The sequence below is a fragment of the Rhodopseudomonas sp. P2A-2r genome (assembly GCF_026015985.1).
Classification (GTDB): Bacteria; Pseudomonadota; Alphaproteobacteria; order Rhizobiales; family Xanthobacteraceae; genus Tardiphaga.
In genome coordinates this window covers 4,674,019-4,693,755 of record NZ_CP110389.1, presented here as the reverse complement: position 1 = coordinate 4,693,755, position 19,737 = coordinate 4,674,019, and the positions used below count along the sequence as shown (strand labels likewise).

Annotated in this window: 14 protein-coding genes and 1 pseudogene; 7 read left to right on the top strand and 8 right to left on the bottom strand. The window is 65.0% G+C overall.

The window, feature by feature from the left end; genetic code table 11:
* Positions 1 to 42: 42 nt before the first annotated feature.
* The 5 genes from ONR75_RS22750 to ONR75_RS22730 all read left to right on the top strand — a co-directional run bounded on the left by ONR75_RS22750 (position 43) and on the right by ONR75_RS22730 (position 10,049).
* On the top strand, positions 43 to 1,440 hold the full coding sequence (locus ONR75_RS22750; protein WP_265079234.1) for a CoA transferase: 1,398 nt from the start codon (positions 43 to 45) through the stop codon (positions 1,438 to 1,440).
* A gap of 201 nt (positions 1,441 to 1,641) precedes the next feature.
* Positions 1,642 to 2,817 carry an efflux RND transporter periplasmic adaptor subunit gene (locus ONR75_RS22745; protein ID WP_413776378.1) on the top strand — a complete coding sequence of 392 codons (1,176 nt, stop codon included), beginning with the start codon at positions 1,642 to 1,644 and terminating at the stop codon, positions 2,815 to 2,817.
* 36 nt (positions 2,818 to 2,853) lie between these two features.
* The gene (locus ONR75_RS22740) at positions 2,854 to 5,976 is read left to right on the top strand and encodes an efflux RND transporter permease subunit (RefSeq protein ID WP_265079232.1); all 3,123 of its coding nucleotides are present in this window, start codon (positions 2,854 to 2,856) and stop codon (positions 5,974 to 5,976) included.
* Between the two features lie 169 nt (positions 5,977 to 6,145).
* A complete protein-coding gene (locus ONR75_RS22735; RefSeq protein ID WP_265083771.1) occupies positions 6,146 to 8,701 on the top strand; it encodes an HWE histidine kinase domain-containing protein in 2,556 nt (851 codons plus the stop codon).
* A gap of 148 nt (positions 8,702 to 8,849) precedes the next feature.
* Positions 8,850 to 10,049, top strand: a complete 1,200-nt coding sequence (locus ONR75_RS22730) for a urate hydroxylase PuuD (RefSeq protein WP_265079231.1) — start codon at positions 8,850 to 8,852, stop codon at positions 10,047 to 10,049.
* 21 nt (positions 10,050 to 10,070) lie between these two features.
* On the opposite strand, the gene ONR75_RS22725 is transcribed toward ONR75_RS22730, so the two are convergent.
* The 5 genes and pseudogenes from ONR75_RS22725 to ONR75_RS22705 all read right to left on the bottom strand — a co-directional run bounded on the left by ONR75_RS22725 (position 10,071) and on the right by ONR75_RS22705 (position 14,617).
* Positions 10,071 to 11,003 (bottom strand): cyclase family protein, encoded by a 933-nt coding sequence (locus tag ONR75_RS22725; protein WP_320109643.1) that lies wholly within the window; start codon positions 11,001 to 11,003, stop codon positions 10,071 to 10,073.
* 133 nt (positions 11,004 to 11,136) lie between these two features.
* Complete coding sequence (locus ONR75_RS22720; RefSeq protein ID WP_265083770.1) at positions 11,137 to 12,471, bottom strand: TolC family outer membrane protein; 1,335 nt, start codon at positions 12,469 to 12,471, stop codon at positions 11,137 to 11,139.
* A gap of 573 nt (positions 12,472 to 13,044) precedes the next feature.
* Positions 13,045 to 13,823: pseudogene (locus ONR75_RS22715) on the bottom strand (enoyl-CoA hydratase).
* Positions 13,824 to 13,934: 111 nt separating this feature from the next.
* The gene (locus ONR75_RS22710) at positions 13,935 to 14,201 is read right to left on the bottom strand and encodes a hypothetical protein (RefSeq protein WP_265079229.1); all 267 of its coding nucleotides are present in this window, start codon (positions 14,199 to 14,201) and stop codon (positions 13,935 to 13,937) included.
* Positions 14,198 to 14,617 carry a hypothetical protein gene (locus tag ONR75_RS22705; RefSeq protein WP_265079228.1) on the bottom strand — a complete coding sequence of 140 codons (420 nt, stop codon included), beginning with the start codon at positions 14,615 to 14,617 and terminating at the stop codon, positions 14,198 to 14,200. The genes ONR75_RS22710 and ONR75_RS22705 overlap by 4 nt, the downstream gene beginning before the upstream one ends.
* A 253-nt stretch (positions 14,618 to 14,870) precedes the next feature.
* On the opposite strand from ONR75_RS22705, the gene ONR75_RS22700 reads away from it, so the two are divergent.
* Complete coding sequence (locus ONR75_RS22700) at positions 14,871 to 15,416, top strand: sigma-70 family RNA polymerase sigma factor (protein WP_265079227.1); 546 nt, start codon at positions 14,871 to 14,873, stop codon at positions 15,414 to 15,416.
* Between the two features lie 2 nt (positions 15,417 to 15,418).
* Positions 15,419 to 16,057: a DUF1109 domain-containing protein gene (locus ONR75_RS22695; protein ID WP_265079226.1), complete on the top strand. Its 639-nt coding sequence runs from the start codon at positions 15,419 to 15,421 to the stop codon at positions 16,055 to 16,057.
* Positions 16,058 to 16,127: 70 nt separating this feature from the next.
* On the opposite strand, the gene ONR75_RS22690 is transcribed toward ONR75_RS22695, so the two are convergent.
* The 3 genes from ONR75_RS22690 to ONR75_RS22680 form a co-directional block, all read right to left on the bottom strand.
* Positions 16,128 to 16,853, bottom strand: a complete 726-nt coding sequence (locus ONR75_RS22690) for a DNA helicase (RefSeq protein WP_265079225.1) — start codon at positions 16,851 to 16,853, stop codon at positions 16,128 to 16,130.
* Positions 16,854 to 17,083: 230 nt separating this feature from the next.
* Positions 17,084 to 18,187: a DUF2336 domain-containing protein gene (locus ONR75_RS22685; protein WP_265079224.1), complete on the bottom strand. Its 1,104-nt coding sequence runs from the start codon at positions 18,185 to 18,187 to the stop codon at positions 17,084 to 17,086.
* Between the two features lie 66 nt (positions 18,188 to 18,253).
* Complete coding sequence (locus ONR75_RS22680) at positions 18,254 to 19,402, bottom strand: GGDEF domain-containing protein (protein ID WP_265079223.1); 1,149 nt, start codon at positions 19,400 to 19,402, stop codon at positions 18,254 to 18,256.
* Between the last annotated feature and the right edge of the window lie 335 nt (positions 19,403 to 19,737).

The window sequence follows — 19,737 nt, the reverse complement described above, 5'->3', positions numbered from 1 at the left end:
TGCCGCCTAGAATATGGTTGCGCTGACGCTGAAGGGGATTCGATGCTCACGCCTGCCGAGTTGCTCTCCACTCTCTGGACAGACGCCGGCGGCGATGTCGCGGCGCTCGAGGCGGTCACGCTGACCGGTAGTGAGCCGCAATTGCCGTCGTCGTTTCGTGTCGGCGCCGCCGCGCAGGTCGGGATTGCGGCGGCCGGCCTGGCTGCAGCGGAAATCTGGCGATTGCGCAGCGGGCAGGCGCAGCGCGTCAGCGTCGATATGCGCCATGCCGTGGTGGAATGCCGCTCCGAACGCTACCTGCGTCGCGACCGCGCGCCGCCGCCGCCGGCCTGGGACGCCATCGCCGGGATCTACCGGACCGGTGACGGAAAATTCGTCCGGCTGCATACCAACTTCCCGCATCACCGCGACGCGGTCTGCGCGGTGCTGAACTGCTTGCCCGAGCGCGAGGCGGTGCAGGCCGCGCTGATGCACTGGGACGGCGAAGCCTTCGAGACCGCGGCCTATGCCGCAGGCGGCGTCGTCGCGCTGATGCGGTCATATGCGGAGTGGTCGGCGCTGCCGCAGGCCGCGGCCATCGCCGCATTGCCGTTGATCGAGATCACCAGGACCGGCGACGCCGCGCCAAAACCATGGCCGGTCGGCGATCGTCCGCTGTCGGGGCTGCGCGTGCTCGATCTGTCACGCGTCATTGCCGGGCCGGTCGCCGGCCGCACGCTGGCGGTGCATGGCGCCGACGTCATGCTGGTCTCAAGCCCCGAACTGCCGGCGATTCCGTGGCTGACCATCGACACCGGCCGGGGCAAGCTTTCCAGCTTCGCCGATATCGAGACGGAGCAGGGCCGCGCCACGCTGCGCACGTTGCTGGCAGATGCCGACATCTTCTCGCAGGGCTATCGTCCGCAGTCGCTGGCGGCGCGCGGCTTTTCGCCGGAGCAGGCTGCTGCGATCAGCCCGGGCCTCGTCTATGTCTCGTTGTCGGCCTATGGCCGGGCCGGACCGTGGGCCGGACGCCGCGGCTTCGACTCGCTGGTGCAGTGTGCCACCGGCTTCAATCACGCCGAGGGGCAGGCGGCCGGCGTCGACGGGCCGAAGGAGTTGCCGGCGCAGATACTCGACCATGCCACCGGTTACCTGATGGCGGCTGGCGCCATGCTGGCCCGTGCGCGGCAGGCGCGTGAGGGCGGCAGCTGGCACGTCCAGCTATCGCTTGCGCGCACCGGCAAGTGGCTGTGGGATATGGGCCGGCTCGCCGATGGCCTGCGGGCGGAGGATCTCGCGACAGAGGCCATCACGCCGTTTATCGAGCAGACGGCGTCCGGCTTCGGTTCGCTGTCGGCAGTTCGTCATGCCGCCATGCTATCGACCACGCCGGCCCGCTGGGCACGGCCGGCCGTGCCGCTTGGAAATGACGCGCCGACATGGCCGCGGTGTGACTGAGGCTCTCAAATTTTTAACTTAAAAAGCCGATGGGGCACGCGTTTTTAGATTGTTTGAACTGCAAATTGCGTACTACTAGCGCCCAGATGAGACAAATCGCCGCGGCCAGTCCGCGCCTCCGAGATAGGTTGTGGTGTGACGAATATTCGTGAGCAGTTTCAATCACTTGGAAGACGTCGCCTGATCCTGGGGGCAGCCCTTGTGGCAGTCGTTGCAGGGGCAGGGTTCGGCTGGACGCGGCGCGTCGAGCCTCCGCAGGGCCACTCTGACGTCTCCAGCCAGTCGCGCCGGCAGCTGCCGCGCTATGCCACCACGCCGGCCGAGTGGGCCAGCCTGACCATCGAGTCGGTGACCTCGCGCGCGTTTCGTGCCGAGCTGGTGACCGAAGGCAAGATCGCGGTGGACGAGGATCGCTCTACCCCGGTGTTCTCGCCCTATGCCGGTCGTGTGAAAAAGCTGCTGGTGCGGCCCGGCGACACTGTCGTCCAGGGCCAGCCGCTGTTCATCATCGAGGCCGCCGATACGGTGCAGGCGCAGAACGATTTCGTCACGGCCGCGACCGGCCTCAACAAGGCCAGGTCGCAGCTCGAACTGGCTGTCATCCAGGACAAGCGCGCCAAGGACCTGTTCGAGGGCCGGGCGGTGCCGTTGAAGGACTATCAGCAGAGCCAGGCCACCTTGCTGCAGGCGCAGAACGATCAACGCTCGGCCGAGACGGCACTGGAAGCGGCGCGTAACCGGCTGCGTATTCTCGGCCTGACCGAAGAGGCGATCACCGCCTTCCAGACCAAGGGCCAGATCGATCCGAACACCACCATCTACGCACCGATCGCGGGCACCGTGGTGCAACGCAAGATCGGGCCGGGGCAATATGTCTCCTCCGGCGCCGCCGATCCGGTGTTCGTCATCGGCGATCTCTCCACGGTCTGGCTCACCGGCTTCGTCCGTGAGACCGAGGCGGCCGCGGTGGCGGTCGGCCAGGAGATGACTTTCAACGTGCTGGCGCTGCCGGGCCGCGAATTGACGGGCCGCATCAACTATGTCGCCACCGCCATCGATCCGGCGACACGGCGACTGATGGTGCGCGCCACCATCGACAATCCCAATGGCGCGCTCAAGCCCGAGATGTTCGCCACCGTGACGATCTATTCGCCGGGCGACAAGATGTCGGTCGGCGTGCCCAAGCAGGCGCTGATCTATGAAGGCGACCAGGTCCGGGTCTGGGTCGCCCATGAGGACAAGTCCATCGAACTGCGCCAGATCAAGGTCGGGCTTGCTAACGGCAATCTGGTCGAGGTGCTGGGCAATCTGAAGCCCGGCGAGAAGATCGTCACCAAGGGCAGCCTGTTCATCGACCGTGCTGCTACAGGCAGCTAACTCCAGCTTCGGCTCGTCAACTAAGGTCCGATCTGGATGAATCGTCTCGTTGCCCTTGCCGTCAACCGCCGCTTTCTGATGGTGGCGATGTTCGTCGCCGTGCTGATCGGCGGCCTTATCGCCTTCAACCAGCTCAACATCGAGGCCTATCCCGATCCGACCCCGCCGATGGTCGACATCGTGACCCAATCGCCCGGACTGTCGTCGGAAGAGATCGAGCGCTACATCACCATTCCGATAGAGACCCAGGTCGCCGGCATCAAGAACCTGAAGACGATCCGCACCATCTCCCTGTACGGCCTCTCCGACGTCAAGCTGCAGTTCTCCTTCGACTACACCTATGACGAGGCACTGCAGCAAGTGCTGAACCGGCTGTCGCAGCTGTCGCCGCTGCCGGGCAATGTGCAGCCGGGCATCTCGCCGCTGTCGGCGATCGGCGAAATCTATCGCTATCGTCTGGTCGGGCCGCCGAACTACAGCGTGCTCGATCTCAAGACCCTGCAGGACTGGGTGCTGCAACGTCGCTTCCGCGCGGTGCCGGGCGTCATCGACGTCACCGGCTGGGGCGGCAAGACCAAGACCTACGAGTTGCAGGTCGACTTCAACAAGCTGGTCGCGTTCGGCCTGACGCTGCCGCAGGTGCTGACCGCGGTCGGCAACGCCAACATCAATGTCGGCGGCAACACCGTCAACATCGGTTCGCAATCCGCGGTGGTCCGCGGCGTCGGCCTGATCCGTTCCATCGACGATCTCGCCAGCACCATGATCACGCAGAGCAACGGCAATCCGGTGCTGGTCAAGGATGTCGCCACCGTCACCATCGGCGAGAAGCCGCGGCTCGGCATCGCCGGTATCGACCAGGCCGACGACATCGTGCAGGGCATCGTGCTGATGCGGCGCGGCGAGAAGAGCTCGCCGACCATCGAGCGCGTCCATGCGCTGGTCGCCTCCATCAACAACTCCTCGATCCTGCCGCCAGGGGTCAGGATCGAGCGCATCTACGATCGCAAGGACCTGATCGACCTGACCACCCACACCGTGCTGGAAAACATGGTGGTCGGCATCGGCCTGATCGTGCTGCTGCAGTGGCTGTTCCTCGGCAACCTCAGAAGCGCGCTGATCGTCGGCGCCACGATTCCGTTCGCGCTGTTTTTCGCGGTCATCATCCTGGTGCTGCGCGGCGAGTCCGCCAACCTGCTGTCGGTCGGCGCCATCGACTTCGGCCTGATCGTCGATGCCACGGTGATCATGGTGGAGGCGATCTTCCGCCGGCTGTCGCATACCACCGAACTGTCGGAAGCCGAGCGCAGCCACATTTCGCGCGACACCGTGATGGGCATGAAGAGCCATGCCATCCTCAGCGCGTCCGCCGACGTGTCGCGCTCGATCTTCTTCGCTGCTGCCATCATCATCGCCGCCTTCCTGCCGCTGTTCACCCTGTCGGGCGTCGAGGGCAACATCTTCGGGCCGATGGCGCGCACCTATGCCTATGCGCTGGCCGGCGGCCTGCTCGCGACCTTCACCGTGACGCCGGCCCTGAGCGCCCTCATCCTGCCGTCGCACATGCAGGAGACCGAGACCTGGATCGTGCGCCAGTTCCACAGGCTCTATATGCCGGCGCTGCACTGGGCGGTCGATCATCGCAAGCTGGTGATGGGCGCCGCCGCCGGCCTCGTGGTGCTCACGGTGATCTGCGCCCGGCTGCTGGGGCTGGAATTCCTGCCGAAGCTGGAAGAGGGCAATCTGTGGATCCGCGCCACATTGCCGCCGACGATCTCGCTGCAGGAGGGCAACACCTACGTCAACGAGATGCGCCGCATGATCCGCGCCCGGCCCGAAGTGGAGTCGGTGGTGTCGCAGCATGGCCGTCCCGATGACGGCACCGACGCGGCCGGCCTGTTCAATGCCGAATTTTTCGCGCCGCTGAAGCCCGTCAAGGATTGGCCGAACACCAAGGACAAGGACAGGCTGACCGCCGAATTGCTGACGGACCTGCAGACCAAATTCCCCGGCGTCGAATTCAACTTCTCGCAATATCTGCAGGACAACGTCTCGGAGGCGGTGTCCGGCGTGAAGGGCGAGAATTCCATCAAGCTGTACGGCAATGACCTGCAGGCGCTGACCGACACCGCCAACAAGATCAAGTCGGTGCTGGCCACCGTGCAGGGCGTCACCGATCTTGCGGTCTTCACCTCGCTCGGCCAGCCCACCATCCAGATCGATATCGATCGCGCCAAGGCCGCCCGTTACGGTCTGGCGCCCGGCGACATCAACGCCACCATCAAGGTGGCGATCGGCGGCGACACCGCCGGCGATCTCTACGAGCCGGGTAGCGACCGGCATTTCCCGATCATCGTCCGGCTGGCACCGGAATATCGCAAGAGCGCCGAGGCGATCCAGAACCTGCGCATCGGTGCCCCCGGTCCGAACGGCAGCATCACGCAGATTCCGCTCAGCGAGGTTGCCAATATCTCGCTGGTGTCGGGCGCGGCCTATATCTATCGCGAAGGCCAGGAACGCTATCTGCCGATCAAGTTCTCGGTGCGCGAGCGCGATCTCGGCAGCGCCATCCGCGAAGCCCAGGACAAGGTCGCCGCGCAGGTCCAGCTGCCGCCGGGATCGCGGGTCGAATGGGTCGGCGAGTTCGGCAACCTGCAGGATGCGATCAAGCGGCTGTCGATCGTGGTGCCGATCAGCCTCGCGCTGATCGGTGTGCTGCTGTTCTTCAACTTCGGATCGATGGTCGATACGATGCTGGCGATGAGCGTGATCCCGATGGCGATCTTCGGCGGCGTGCTCGGGCTGCTGATCTCCGGCATTCCCTTCAGCGTGTCGGCGGCGATCGGCTTCATCGCGCTGTTCGGTATCGCGGTGATGGACGGCATCATCATCCTGTCGCAGTATAACCAGCTGATCGACGAGGGACTCGACCGTATCAAGGCAGTGATCCGCACCGGCGAGCTGCAGTTGCGGCCGGTGCTGATGACCTGCATCGTGGCGGGTATCGGTCTGCTGCCGGCGGCCATGTCGTCGGGCATAGGCTCTCAGGTGCAGAAGCCGTTGGCGGTGGTGGTGGTGACCGGCATGATGCTGGCGCCGCTGGTGATCCTGATCACGCTGCCGGTGCTGATCTCGTTCTTCTCGCGGCGAACACGCTGATTCGGCGATCCCCATCGGGCGCTCGGGCGTTTTTCCAGTCCTCCGTGGATCCAAACCGGCCACTCTGCCGTTATGCTCTTCCCGCAGGATAGACCGGCGCTCCTCGCGTACCGGCGAATGGAAGGTGGCGGCATTTGCAATGCCGCGTCCAGAGATCAACATGCACGACATGCTCGATACCGCCGTCGATCTCTCCAATTGCGATCGCGAACCCATCCATGTGCCCGGCAGCGTGCAGGCCCATGGCTGCCTGCTGGCCTGCGACAGTTCGCTGGGGACGGTGCGGCGGCACTCGGTCAATGCCGGGCAGATGCTGGGTCTCGGCAGTTCCGAGATCAACGGACGCACGCTCGACGCGTTGATTGGCGCGACGGCGGCCCACGACATCGGCAATGCCATCGCGAAGTGGGGCAACATGACGCGTGCCGGCCTGTTGCTCGGCGTCAGCGTCGCGCATTCTCCGCTGATTTTCAACATCGCGGCGCACCGCCATCAGGGCGTCAACATCATCGAATTTGAACCAGTCGATGCGGCTGATGCCACGCCGCCGCTGGAACTGGCGCGGCTACTGATCGGACGGATCGGGCAGTGTTCGACGCTCGAAACGCTGTTTGCCACCGCGCCGCGGCTGCTGCGCGCAGCACTCGGCTATGACCGTGTGATGGTCTATCGTTTCGCCGAGGACGGTTCCGGCGAGGTGATCAGCGAGGCCAGGCGCGGCGATCTGGTGAGCTTTCTCGGCCAGCATTTTCCGGCCAGCGATATCCCGCAGCAGGCGCGGGTGCTGTACCTGCAGAACACGCTGCGCATCGTCGCGAACGCCAATGGCGAGCGCATCGCCATCGAGCCGGTGCTGGACCAGTCCGGAGAGCCGCTCGACCTGTCCTACGCGCACCTGCGCAGCGTCTCTTCCGTGCATTGCGAATACCTGCGCAACATGGGGGTCGGCGCCTCGATGTCGATCTCCATCGTCAGCGACGGCAGACTGTGGGGGCTGATCGCCTGCCACCACTACGAGCCGCGCACGCTGTCCATGGAAAAGCGCGTTGCCGCCGAGATGTTCGGCGAGTTCTTTTCGCTGCAATTGCAGGCGGTGGTGCAGAAGCGCAAGCTGGAAGCCAGCGAGCGGGCGCAACGCTATCTCGACCGGCTGCTGCACAGCGTCTCGCATCATGCCGATGCCGAGGATTTGCTGAAGAGCAGCATCGCCGATTTCGGCGAGCTGATGTCGTGCGACGGCGTCGGCCTGTTGTTCAACAAGAGCTGGACGTCTCACGGCAGCGCGCCGCCGCCCGGCGCGGTGCCCGGGCTGATGGCCTTCATCAGCTCGGTGGCGGAGGGGCGGGTCTGGGCGACCAGTGCGCTGTCGGAACGGTTGCCCAGCGCCGATGGCTATCGCGCGGAGGTGTCGGGTGTGCTCGCAGTTCCGCTGTCGCAACTGCCGCGCGACTATTTGCTATTTTTCCGCCGCGAGGTCGCGCAGACCGTCAACTGGGGCGGCGATCCCAACAAGACCTATGAGAGCGGTCCGCTCGGCGACCGGCTGACGCCGCGCAAGAGCTTCGCGATCTGGAAGCAGGAAGTGGAGCGACAGTCGCTGCCGTGGCTGCAGGGCGAGCGCGACAGCGCGGAAGCGGTCCGCGCCGCGCTGGTGGAGGTGGTGCTGCGGCACAACGAGGTGCTGGCGGATGAGCGGCACAAGGCCGACCTGCGCCAGAAGATGCTCAACGAGGAGCTCAACCATCGCGTCAAGAACATCCTCGCTCTGATCAAGTCGCTGGTGTCGCATCCGGTCGCCAACGGACGCAGCATTGCGGACTACGTGGTGTCGTTGAAGGGACGCATCCAGGCGCTGTCGCTGGCCCATGACCAGGTGATCCGCGGCGCCGGCGGCGGCGCATTGAAAGCGCTGCTCGATGCCGAACTGTCGCCGTACCGCGGTACGGTGGCAGAGATCGCCGTGGACGGCCCCGACGTGCAGCTCGACGCGCGCGCTTATTCGGTGCTGGCGCTGGTGCTGCACGAACTGGCCACCAATGCCGCCAAGTACGGCGCGCTGTCGTTCCACGGCGGACGGCTCTCGCTGCGCTGGGAGCGCACCGGGCAGGACGATTGCCACATCAATTGGATCGAGCGTGGCGGACCGGCGGTCGCGCCGCCGGAGCGGACAGGCTTCGGCTCGATGCTGATCGGCCGCAGCATCCCCTACGATCTCGGTGGCCAAAGCGACGTCGACTACGCGCCGGACGGCGTCAGCGTTCGGCTGCTGATCCCGGCGCGGTTTGTGACCTGGCCCGACGCGGCGCCTGTAGCGGTGGCCCCGCCGCGCGCGGTCGAGGACAAGCCGATGGCTTCGATGCGCGGCCTCAGCGTGCTGATGGTCGAGGACCAGCTGCTGATCGCCATGGATGTCCAGACCATGCTGGCCAACGAGGGCGCCTCGAATGTCGAGACGGCGTCGTCCGTCAAGGAAGCGCTGCACAGCCTGTCGATCATTCGGCCCGACGTCGCCATCCTCGATGTCAATCTCGGCAACGGCAGTTCGCTGCCGGTCGCGCATGCCTTGAAGGAGCAGGGCATCCCGTTCGTCTTCGCGACCGGCTACGGCGAAAGCAGCCTGATCCCGCCGTCGCTCGCCGAGGTGCCGATCGTGCGCAAGCCCTACGATATCGACGGGCTGATCGCGGCGCTGACCAGCGCCATGGCCAGGGCGAGGCGGCCCTGACCGCTGCGCGGTTGGTGGCGATCATGCCATCGTGGAGATCGCGTTCGCCGTCGTGGATACGGGTTGCCGGTGGCCCGTCCGGCATGCATCATGCATGAATAGTGCTGCCATCACGCCATGACCCCGCCCGAACTGGACCTTGCCACCGATGCTCTGGGAATCGATCCTCACCGAATGGGGCAGCTTGATCTTCCGCTGGCTGCACGTCGTTGCCGCCATGGCCTGGATCGGCAGTTCGTTCTACTTCATCCACCTCGACCTCAGCCTGAAGCCGGGCCGCGATCTGCCCGATGGCGTCAAGGGCGAGGCCTGGCAGGTCCATGGCGGCGGCTTCTACCGCATCGTCAAATACATGGTGGCGCCGAAGGCGATGCCGGACGAACTGACCTGGTTCAAGTGGGAGGCATATACCACCTGGCTGTCCGGCTTCGTGCTGATGCTGATCGTCTATTACCTCGAGGCCGACTTGTTTCTGGTGGACAAGTCGGTGCTCGACCTCACGGCGATCCAGGCCGGCCTGTTCAGTCTCGTCAGCCTGGCGCTGGCCTGGCTGCTGTATGAGGCGGCATGCCGCTCCGGCCTCGCCCGCAACGAACTGGCGTTCTCGATCGGCGGCTATGTCTTCCTGGTGGCGCTGACCTATGCCTTCACCCATGTGCTGAGCGGCCGCGGCGCCTTCAACCAGATCGGCGCCATCGTCGGCACCATCATGGTCGCCAACGTGTTCGCCACGATCATTCCGAACCAGAAGAAGATCGTCGCCGCCTTGCTCAAGGGCGAGACGCCCAATCCGGCCTGGGGCGAGGCCGGCAAGCTGCGCTCGGTGCACAACAACTACCTGACGCTGCCGGTGATCGTGTTGATGATCAGCAACCACTACCCGCTGCTCTACGCCACCCGCTACAACTGGCTGATCGTGGCCATCGTGCTGGCGCTCGGGCCGGTGATCCGCCACTTCTTCAACCAGCGCCACGCCGACAAGCCGTCGCCGTGGTGGGTGTGGGGCGTTGCCGCGGCCGGCATGATCGCCATCCTGCTGCTGTCCGGGACAGGGCCACGCATCGCGAGCGGGGCGGCCGCATCGGCGACGCCGACCTTCGCCATGGTGGAGGAGATCGTGTCGACCCGCTGCAGCATGTGCCATGCCGTCGAGCCGTCATGGTCGGGAATCGTCACCGCGCCGAAGAACGTACAGCTCGACGATGCCGCGCACATCAAGCGCTACGCCCGCCTGATCGGGCGCAACGCCGCCTGGTCGAGCGCCATGCCGCCCGGCAACGTCACCGAGATGACGCCCGAGGAGCGCGCCACCATCGCCGCCTGGCTGGCGGCGGGCACGCCGAACTGACGGCCCGCCGTCAGCACCTCATCAGCGGATCGCCACCGGGTTGATCATGCTCTGCACGCCGCCCTTGAAGCGCGGCTGGCCGAGCACGAACAGAAACTCGTAGGCCTTGTCCTTTGCCAGATCGGCCGTGTTCATGACTTCGAGAATGTAGGTGCCGTTCATCGCCAGCAGGATCTGGTGCACCTCGAACACGTTGTTGGTCTCGAAGGGCACCACCTCCACGCCCCAGGTATCGGCGCCGACGGCCACCACGCCCTTGCCTGTGAGGTATTTTGCGCCTTCGACGCCCAGTCCCGGTTCGCCGGCACCGAAGCGCGTATTGTCCTTGCCGATCAGGCCCGCCCAGCCGGTATGAAACAGCACCACGTCGCCTTCGCGGATCTCGACGCCCTGCTTTTTCGCCACCTCCTCGATTTCCTTGGTGTTGAAAGCGGTACCTTCCTTGACCACGTCGGTGCCGTAGTAAGCGGCCATATCGAGCAGCACGCCGCGGCTGACGAGCGGCGGCACCTTGTCGATACCGAGCTTCTTCAGCCCGGTGGGGTCGGCGAAATCGGCCAGTTTGTTGCCGTTGTAGTAGACGTGTTCGATGCCGAGATGGCCGAGGCCGTCCATCTGGCTGCCGACGCCGACCCAGCCCTGCAGCATGTCGTCATTGTAGGTCGCCTTGTTGGGGCCAATGCCGGGGATGCCGGCCTGGCCGGGCTGCACCACGGTGATCTTGAAGCCGCGCGGCGGATAGGCCGGCATCTCCGCGCCGACGGGAAAGCCCAGCGCATAGGCCTTTCCGGTCTTCACCAGTTGCGCCGCCTTCAGCACCAGTTCCGGCTTCATGTAGTTGGCGGCGCCGATCTCGTCGTCGGGGCCCCACTTGGATTTGGTCCAGTCTTGCGCGCCGGCGGTTGTGCAAGCGAGCAGCGCCATGGCGCAGCCGAGAGTCCATGTCTTCATCATGCGATCCTCACCTGATTCTCACTCCTGGTTATTCTCCGGGAGTGTCAGATTACCAGAGGGCGCATTTCCGCGGAAGCGCGATCAGGACTTGCGGTGCGCTTCCTTGAAGGTCTCGATCAACCTGGAGACGCCGCTACTTCCCCGACGGCGTGCGCAGGCCATGCCAGGCGTCGCGGACCTGATGGTAGTGCACTTCCGGCAGGTAGTCCGGCGTGTTGAGGCCGAGCGTCCGGACGTCAAGCTTTCCGACCGCCGCCAGCAACTGGTAGGAGGCGATGACGCGGTCGCGCTGCGCGCCGATCAGCCGCGCCTTGGCGGACACCAGGTCCTGTTGTGAGTTCAATACGTCGACGGTGGTACGCTGGCCGCCCTGGGCCTCGCGCTGCACGCCCTGCAACGCAACGCCGGCGGCGCGCACCTCAGCCTCAGCGGCAGCGACCGCGGCCTTGGCGCCCTCGTTGGACACCCAGGCGCCGATGGCGGCGGTGCGCGCCTGGTTGCGCACCTGTTCGAGCACCAGGCGGCTTTGCGCCGACAGTTCCTTGGCCTGACGGGTCTGCGCTGCGGCGAGGCCGCCGTCATAGATCGGCACCGTGGCCTGGCCGAGGATCGAGGCCTGGTCGGTGCGTTTGGTACCCAGCGTCTGGTCAGTATCGTTGGAGCGGCTGGCGCTCCCTTGCAGGGTGACGGTCGGATACAGGCTGCTCTCGGCAACGCTGATGGTGGTGGTGGCGACGTCGACGTCGTAGCCGGCAGCCAGCACCGCGGGATTGGCCTTGAAGGCCTGCGCGGTGGCCTCTTCGCGGCTGCGCGGCAGCAGCCGGTCGACCGGCTCGGCGGGGCTGAGGCGCGACGGAAGATTGCCGACAATCTGCGCATAGGTGGCCTGGCTGATCGCCAGGCTGACCTCGGCGGCGTTGAGGTCGGCCTGGCCGCGGGCAAACCGCGCGTCGGCCTGCGACAGGTCGGTGGGCGTCACGTCGCCGGCATTGAGCCGCTTCTGGGCGATGCCCTGGGTCTCGCGCAAGGAGGCGACGTTGGCGCGCTGCGCCTCCACCAGCGACTGGTTGGCGAGCACGTTGGTGTAGACGGTGACCGCATCGAGCAGCACACCCTGGCCGACGTTGCGCAGCGCCTCGCGGCCGGACTGCACCTGAAATTCGGCGACGCGCACGCTGTTGGCGGTCTTGAAGCCATTGAACAGGGTCTGCGTCACGGTGACGCCGATGGTCCACGGCTTCAGGGTGGCGCCCTGGATGGTGTTGTCGGGCAACAGGTTGCGCACCGCCTGCAGGCCGACGCCCAGGGTCGCGGCCACCTGCGGCCGGTAGCCGGCCATCGCCTGCGGCACGCCTTCATCGGTGGCGCGCTGGCGGGCTCGCTCGGCATTGAGCTGCGGGTTGGACTGGTAGGCCTTGGCCAGTGCTTCCGCCACGGTCTCGGCTTGTGCCGCGGTGGTGGCGGACATTGCGGCCAAAGCGGAGACGCCGAGCGTCAGTGCCCTGATGGTGATGCCCATTCGCGGCACGCGCCGTCCGGCGAGGCCTGATCTCTCGTGATGACGCACCATGTGATCCTGAACAATTCCGACATCTGCCCCCGCCGACGTCAATTGATGTTTAGAGGGCGTTGCCTTGTCAGGCAAACCATCCGGCGCACAAGCCGGGCTTCGCGTGCGGTTCCCCACAGGGCATTTCGCGGCTCCGATTTGCTTGATGAGTCAGGACCCTACGGCGAACGGCGGAGGCGGGGAATGCGACAATAAACCCGCACCGTTTCCTGCCGTGTGTGGCGTCGTCGCCACATCGTCGGGACCAGGCTTGGGGATGGTATCGACGTCTGCCGGCAACCGTTCGGGCGCCTCAGCCATGGCTGGCGTGTCTCTGCCAGACATTCATGACAGGGCGATTTTAGCGCAACAGCCGCGGGGTGGGTTCGCGCGAAGCGCGTAACCCGCCATCCGCGCGCGATGACAGCCAAAGCCACACCGGTGGGTTACGGCGCAAGCGCGCCTGACCCACCCTGCGGTTGCAGCAGAAGCTCAGCGGTTCTTGTTGACCGGCTTGCGCTTCTCGATGAACGCCGCCATGCCTTCTGAACGATCCTCCAGGGCGAAGGTGGCGTGGAACAGGTCGCGCTCGACCTTGAGGCCCTCGGTCAGCGGCGTTTCGAAGGCGCGGTTGACGGCGCTCTTGGCCATAGTCGCAACCGGCCGCGACATGCCGGCGATCTTCTCAGCCATCGCCATGACCTCTTCCATCAACTTGTCCGCCGGCACGATGCGGCTGACCAGCCCCGAACGTTCAGCTTCCGCGGCGTCCATCATGCGGCCGGTGAGGCACAGGTCCATGGCCTTGGACTTGCCGATGGCGCGGGTCAGGCGCTGGGTGCCGCCGATGCCGGGAATGGTGCCCAGCGTGATCTCCGGCTGGCCGAATTTCGCGGTGTCGGCGGCGATGATGATGTCGCACATCATCGCCAGTTCGCAGCCGCCGCCCAGCGCATAGCCGCTCACCGCGGCGATGGTCGGCTTGGTGCAGGTGGCGACGCGGTCGCCGCCGATCTGGGTGAAGTCGCTGCTGAACATGTCGATGAAGCTCTTCGGCTGCATCTCCTTGATGTCGGCGCCCGCGGCGATGCCTTTTCGCTGCCGGTCAGCACGATGCAGCCGACGGCGTCATCGGCCTCGAGCGCGTCGATCGCGAGTTTGATTTCGGAGAATACGCCGAACGACAGGGCGTTGAGCATCTTCGGACGGTTGAGGCGCAGCACCGCGACGGCACCGGTACGTTCGACGATGATGTGTTCGAAGCTGCTCATGTTTCATCCCGCATTGTTCTGACGGCCGAGTGGCCGCGCGCAATGTGCCCGTTGGCGGGATGAGCTTCAAGGGGAGGGACCCGGATGCGCCGCATCCGGGTCCCGAAAATTCTAGGCGATGAACATCCGTGCCGCGGAGGCCAGCGTCAGCAGGCCGCCGAAGGCGATGAAGATCTTGCCGATCAGCGAGGTCTGCTCGAGCGTCGTGCTGTTCGATTGGCTCACCACCACGGGTGCATCGATGGTCGCGGAGGCGAGGGTCAAGGCCGGCTTGTCGCCCGCTAAAGCCGGCTTGTCGTCGGTGATGGCGCGATCGAGCTCGTTGAGCTGATCGGCTGCCACCACCTGCGCGCCCGGGTCGGCGGCAGGTTCTGTCACGGCGGGGGCGCCACCGATGCCCTTGAACACGCTGTCGGCCTTGGCCGATACGGACTGGGGCGTTTCGGCCGGTGCATCCGCGGGCAACTGAGCGTTGGCGTTGGCGACCGCGGGGGCATCGGATTGGTGCTGTTGGTGTCGACGCTCTTGGCGTTCTCGACGTTCTTGGCGTCGGAATTCGTCGTCGCGGCGGCCTTCGCCGCCTTGTCGGGTTTCGCGGCCTTGGCGGTCTTGCGGGTGTGGTGCGGCTTGGCGAACTTGTTCAGCGCGATCGGCTTGCCCGTTGCACCATCGGCCTTCGCCGACGAATCGGCCGGGCTGGCATCGGATTCGGTCGCGTGCATCGGTCCGGCGACGCAGAGCCACAGTCCTGCTGCAAGAATCAGCGCCGAGCGCCCGCTGGTTGCGATGGTCATGGATGTCTCCCCAAAATGTCCGTCCCCAACGGCGCCAAGGGAGACTGCGGGCGTGTTCACAGCGGGGCAAAAAAGGGAATCTTCGGGAGAGTCCGGCAAAAACGCGGCAGCGAAACCGGGGCCGGCAAAATTCGGCTTTGGAATCAACGCGCGAGCAAGACGTGGGGAACAGTGCTAGGAGAACTGTCGTGCCCTTTTTCTTCATCGGGGGTGTAACAAATCGATGGCCGAGCCGAACAGTTTGTGAGGGCGCTTGCACGGACGCGACGACGAATGGACGGACCTGATGCTGGCGGCCAATGCAGGCGACAGCATCGCTTACCACCGTCTTCTCAAAGCCGTGACGCCGGTGCTGCGCGCGGGTGCGCGCCGCGGACTGGCGCGTGCCGGGCAACCTCCCGATCAGGCCGAGGACATCGTGCAGGAGATCTTGCTGGCAGTACATTTGAAGCGGCAGACGTGGAACGCCGAGGCGCCGTTCGCGCCGTGGTTGTTCGCCATCGCCCGCAACAAGCTGATCGATGCGCTGCGCCGCCGCGGCCGTCGGGTGTTCGTCAATATCGACGATTTCGCCGAAGTGCTGCCGAGCGAGCCGGTGGCCGAGACCTTGCCGGTGGGCGAGATCGCGGGGCATCTCGAGGCGCTGCCGGCGCGACAGCGCGATGTGCTGCAGTCGATCGCGGTGAACAGCGCCTCGATCCGGGAGACCGCTGCGAAGCTGACCATGAGCGAAGGCGCGGTGCGGGTGGCGCTGCATCGCGGGCTGGCCAGCCTCGCGGCGAAGTTGCGGAAGGAATGACGATGGATACCGATCGCCTGATCCAGACCCTGGCCGCGGACAACGAGTCCCGCGCCTTCCCCGTCGGCACCGTGCTGGCGATGGCCTTGCTGGTGGCGTTACCGGTCGCGGCGGCAATGCTGCTGGTCACCCTCGGCTTCCGTCCGAATTTCATGACCGCGATGCGCAATCCGTTCTTCGACCTCAAATTCGTGGTGACCTTGGCGCTGGCGATTCCGGCCATCGTGATCAGCCTGCATCTGTCGCGGCCGGAGGCGGTGCTGGGACGCTGGATCTGGTTGTTGCTGCTGTCGCCATTCATCCTGGTCATCGCGATTGTCGCCGAGATGATGTTGCCCCAGCGCATGCCGATGATGGCGCGGCTGGTGGGCCGCAATTCCATGCTGTGCCTCACCGCGATTCCCGTGCTGTCGCTGCCGATCCTCGCCGCGACGCTGCTGGCGCTACGCCATGGCGCGCCGGCGCAGCCGGCGCTGGCCGGGGCGCTGGCCGGCCTGCTGTCGGCGGGGCTGGCGGCAACGCTCTATGCCGCGCATTGCGTCGACGACTCGCCGCTGTTCGTGGCCACCTGGTACACGCTGGCGACCGCATTGGTCACTGCGGTCGGCGCGCTCGCCGGCGCCAGATTGTTGAAATACTGAAGCTCCGGCGCAGCCCGGCGAGGGCATCCGGGCAGCCCATATCGATGGGCCGCCCCGATGTCGCAACAGCTCATCCGGGCTGCGGAATGGCCGCCTGCAACCGGCTGCCGCCATTGTTCAGAAAACATGTCTTGTCGAACAGCGTCAGGTCGAGCGGGTTGGGCAGCCGCACATCCTGCATGTCGGGATAGGGCTTCCTGGCGGGATCGTAGCTGCGATCGATCTGGGAGACGAAAACGACCATCAGTCCGCGCGCCCGCGCGAATGACCTTAGCGCGATCACTTGCTCGGCCAGAGGCCGGCTTTCGCGCCTTTGATCGAGCAGTTGCAGATAATCGATGACGACCAGCGTACCCGATGGTGCCGATTGCAGTATCTGAATGATGTGGTCGGCATTGATGGCGTCGGAGCAATCGAAGGTGAACTGGCTGGCAAATTGTGCAGGTTTGACGCCGAGCGCATCGAACCGATTCAGGATATCCTTCTCGGTATATTCCAGCGTGAAGAAGACACCTCGGTGGCCGGACTTCATCGCCTCAATGGCCAGTTCGAGCGCCATCAGCGTCTTGCCGTGGCCGGGCCGCGCGCCGACCAGCAGAAGATCGCCTTGCGCCAATTGCGCGAACAGCTTTGCAGCGGGGGAACCGGCGGCATGCCGGGCGGCAAGCAAACTCCAGCCGCCAAAGCCTTCCTGACTGGCTATGCGATCGAGCGCGTCGTGCAACGGAATGGCACGTTCGCGAGCCAGCAGCTTCGCCTTGCGCTTCAAGAAATAAATAGGCGCGGATAGTCTCATCGAAAACCTTCCATCGCGAGCGGTCTTCGCAATCCCCCTTTGCTTTGGCTCGAACAGTCGGTTTGCGATCGATGTACCCTGTATGAATTCTACTTTCCCGAGCGGGGGAGGGAGGCGTGGGCCGCGCCAGAATCAAATTCTAACCCAAACCCTGCGCGTTGAAAATCTCGCCAAGGGCGTTGGCGTAAAAATCTGCAGGTGGGCTCGCGCAGATAGGGAGGCCGCGGCGATCAGGCCGGGGTCTTCGATGCACTCTGCTGCATACGCTGGAAGCGCAGCACCTGCTGCGCGGTCGAGAGCCGCAGCCGTTCATAGGTCTCGCGGTCGTCTTCGTCCTCGTGCGGATCGGCACCGGCCAGGTGCTGCCGCATCCGGACGATGGCCTGCACTGTCGGCCAGGAAAAGCCCGCGACCTTGGACAGGATGAAGATCCCCTCGTTGCGGGACTCGATCATCATGGTTTCGGCTACGGCCACCGGCACATGGGCGAGGCAGGCGATGGCGGCATTGGTTTCGTCGAACTTGTTGGCTTCGGCAAAGGTCGCCACCTGGCATTCGTCGAGCCGGCCGTCCTCATACAGCGAACGCACCAGGCCGTGGGCAATGGTGGTCTCGCGGGGCAGCGCCGAGGGCGCCGAACGGGCGCGCCGCGCCACTTCATGCACCGCCTGCGATACGTCGGCGGACGACGATGGATTGGCCGCCTCGAGCCGCGCGCGCACCGAAGCGGAGGCCTTGGCAACCAGCTTCAGATAATGATGTCGCGGAATCTCGGTCTTCATGCTGATGCAGATGGCAAAGCCGTCCTCGCGTTCGGCGCGCGACAGCAGCGTCGTATAACCCTGTTCAGAGATTTGCGCGCCGGGATTGCCGACCGTGCTCTTGACCACTTCCTCGTTGCCGCGCGCGACCAGCACGTCGGTCACGGCGCCGCTCAACACCTTGCGTATCGAAATCGCCAGCAGGTGCTGCTGGCTCTTGGTGCGGGCGTTCTCGATCAGCGAACTCTCATCGAGCTGCACCGATTGCGAAAGCACCGGTGCGGCGACTTCGATCGCATCGTCGAAGGCCAGCGTGCGGATGGCCCGTGGTGGCGCGTCGGCGATCGGAGCCAGCCGCTCGGCCAGCAAGGTCCTGGCGCAGGCTTCCATATGTTCGAGCAGGCAGCCGAAGATGTCGTCGAAGACGGCGATCTGCTCAGGCGAGCATTCCACGGCGTGGTCGAGAAATAGGTCGGTGACCCGGCGCAACGTTTCGACCCGGCGCGCCACCGTGCCGTGGGCGAGCGTGTTCTGAAGCTCATCGAGCAGATTGGCGGCGGATTTCGACTTCATGACTCTGTCCTAGAGCTTTGCAATTGGCACCGGCGACGTTCCCTGCCGGCGATAGCGAAAAAATAATCAGGCACTGGCAATACGATTTCGTCCCTGCTTCTTGGCTGCATAAAGGGCACGGTCGGCGCGTGCAAGCAACGTATCGGCGGTGTCGTCGGGGTCGAGTCTAGCAATCCCGGCCGAGATGGTGACGCTCATCCCGTCGGAAAACGCGCTCCAGTCCAGCACAGTAATGAGGGCGCGCAGGCGATCCAGTATCTGGACCGCCGTCTCGTGGGGCGTATCGGGAAGTACCAGCAGGAATTCCTCGCCGCCGTAACGGCCGAACCTGTCGGAGCTGCGAATGTTTGCGTAGACGGTGATGGCAAAGGTCCTGAGCACCTCGTCGCCGGTCGGATGTCCGTAGGTGTCGTTGATGCGCTTGAACCAGTCGAGGTCGATCAGCGCGACGCAGCACGGGACACCGATGCGCTGCGCGCGCCCGATCTCGTCGTCCAGCATGCGCATGATGCAGCGCCGGTTGAACGAACCGGTCAGTTCGTCGAGTTCGGCGAGCTCCTCGATTTTGCGGTTGGCGACGGTCAACTCCACGCCGCGTCGGTACAGCGAAGCTCTTTGCGAGCTGGCGAAAATCCCGATGAACATGCAGCGCCCGGTGGTGGTCGCCAGCATCAGCACCGTCACTAGGCGTTCGAACAGGGTGCCGTGCGGCAGCCCCACCCGCAGGTCGTCGATCAGAAACAGCGCCGCCAGACCTCCGCCGACCAGCGTCCACAACGCCGCGCTTTGCGGCAAGGTCGTCCGCAGCGAGCTGAAGCTGATGACGATGAACTGGGTGCAGATGAACAGTGCCCCCACCTCGGGCGCGAGATAGATGAAGGCCATGATCTGCAGCGAGCCGGCGATCGCCTGCGGGCAGACCAGATAATGGTCGCGGAAGCGGTCGTTGAATCCGGTTTCCGACATGGTGCCGAACACCGCGACGAAAGCCGCGCCGCACGCAGCATAGGCCGCGGCAACCGAAGCCGGCACGGTGCCGGCAGCGGCGTAGAGCAACAGCAGAACGACGTCGACCAGGTAGGAGGCGGCAATCATCTCCAGCAGGTGGCGTCGCCGATGCGTGCGCCGCCTGAGAACGTCGGGTGTCAAGACGGCTGGCGCCGTCTCGACACCGCCGTCCACCGCGTTCTGGAGGATGTGATGAGCCGTCGGCATGGTCTCGCCATTGAGGGATGCAATACCGTTACCGTAAACGGCAAGCCTTTAGGTTTGGTATCTTTGGCCGGCGCAGGACATTCGGCCCATCGCGGTTACCTCGTTTGTTTCAAAAGACATTTTCCGCTTTTTCAACTGTATGGGGGTAGAGGTCCACGACTGACGCAAGGTTTCAGGCCAAGGGCGTCGGCCAGCCGGTTGCGTCCCGACGGCCGCGCCGAAAGCATCCGGATGGAATTCCTTCGACGCTGAACCTTTTTCGGCCGGCGCAGACTACCCTTTGCTGGGGATTGCAGGGTCCAGAGTTGAAGCAGTGCCGCTGAGCATGAATTGCG

Excerpts from the sequence above, each read along its gene's own strand:
- ONR75_RS22680 (WP_265079223.1), bottom strand. The coding sequence starts at position 19,402 with ATGCCGACGGCTCATCACATCCTCCAGAACGCGGTGGACGGCGGTGTC.
- ONR75_RS22720 (WP_265083770.1), bottom strand. The coding sequence starts at position 12,471 with ATGTCCGCCACCACCGCGGCACAAGCCGAGACCGTGGCGGAAGCACTG.
- ONR75_RS22725 (WP_320109643.1), bottom strand. The coding sequence starts at position 11,003 with ATGATGAAGACATGGACTCTCGGCTGCGCCATGGCGCTGCTCGCTTGC.
- ONR75_RS22685 (WP_265079224.1), bottom strand. The coding sequence starts at position 18,187 with ATGAAGTCGAAATCCGCCGCCAATCTGCTCGATGAGCTTCAGAACACG.
- ONR75_RS22705 (WP_265079228.1), bottom strand. The coding sequence starts at position 14,617 with ATGACCATCGCAACCAGCGGGCGCTCGGCGCTGATTCTTGCAGCAGGA.
- ONR75_RS22690 (WP_265079225.1), bottom strand. The coding sequence starts at position 16,853 with ATGAGACTATCCGCGCCTATTTATTTCTTGAAGCGCAAGGCGAAGCTG.
- ONR75_RS22750 (WP_265079234.1), top strand. The coding sequence starts at position 43 with ATGCTCACGCCTGCCGAGTTGCTCTCCACTCTCTGGACAGACGCCGGC.
- ONR75_RS22740 (WP_265079232.1), top strand. The coding sequence starts at position 2,854 with ATGAATCGTCTCGTTGCCCTTGCCGTCAACCGCCGCTTTCTGATGGTG.
- ONR75_RS22730 (WP_265079231.1), top strand. The coding sequence starts at position 8,850 with ATGCTCTGGGAATCGATCCTCACCGAATGGGGCAGCTTGATCTTCCGC.
- ONR75_RS22735 (WP_265083771.1), top strand. The coding sequence starts at position 6,146 with ATGCTCGATACCGCCGTCGATCTCTCCAATTGCGATCGCGAACCCATC.
- ONR75_RS22695 (WP_265079226.1), top strand. The coding sequence starts at position 15,419 with ATGGATACCGATCGCCTGATCCAGACCCTGGCCGCGGACAACGAGTCC.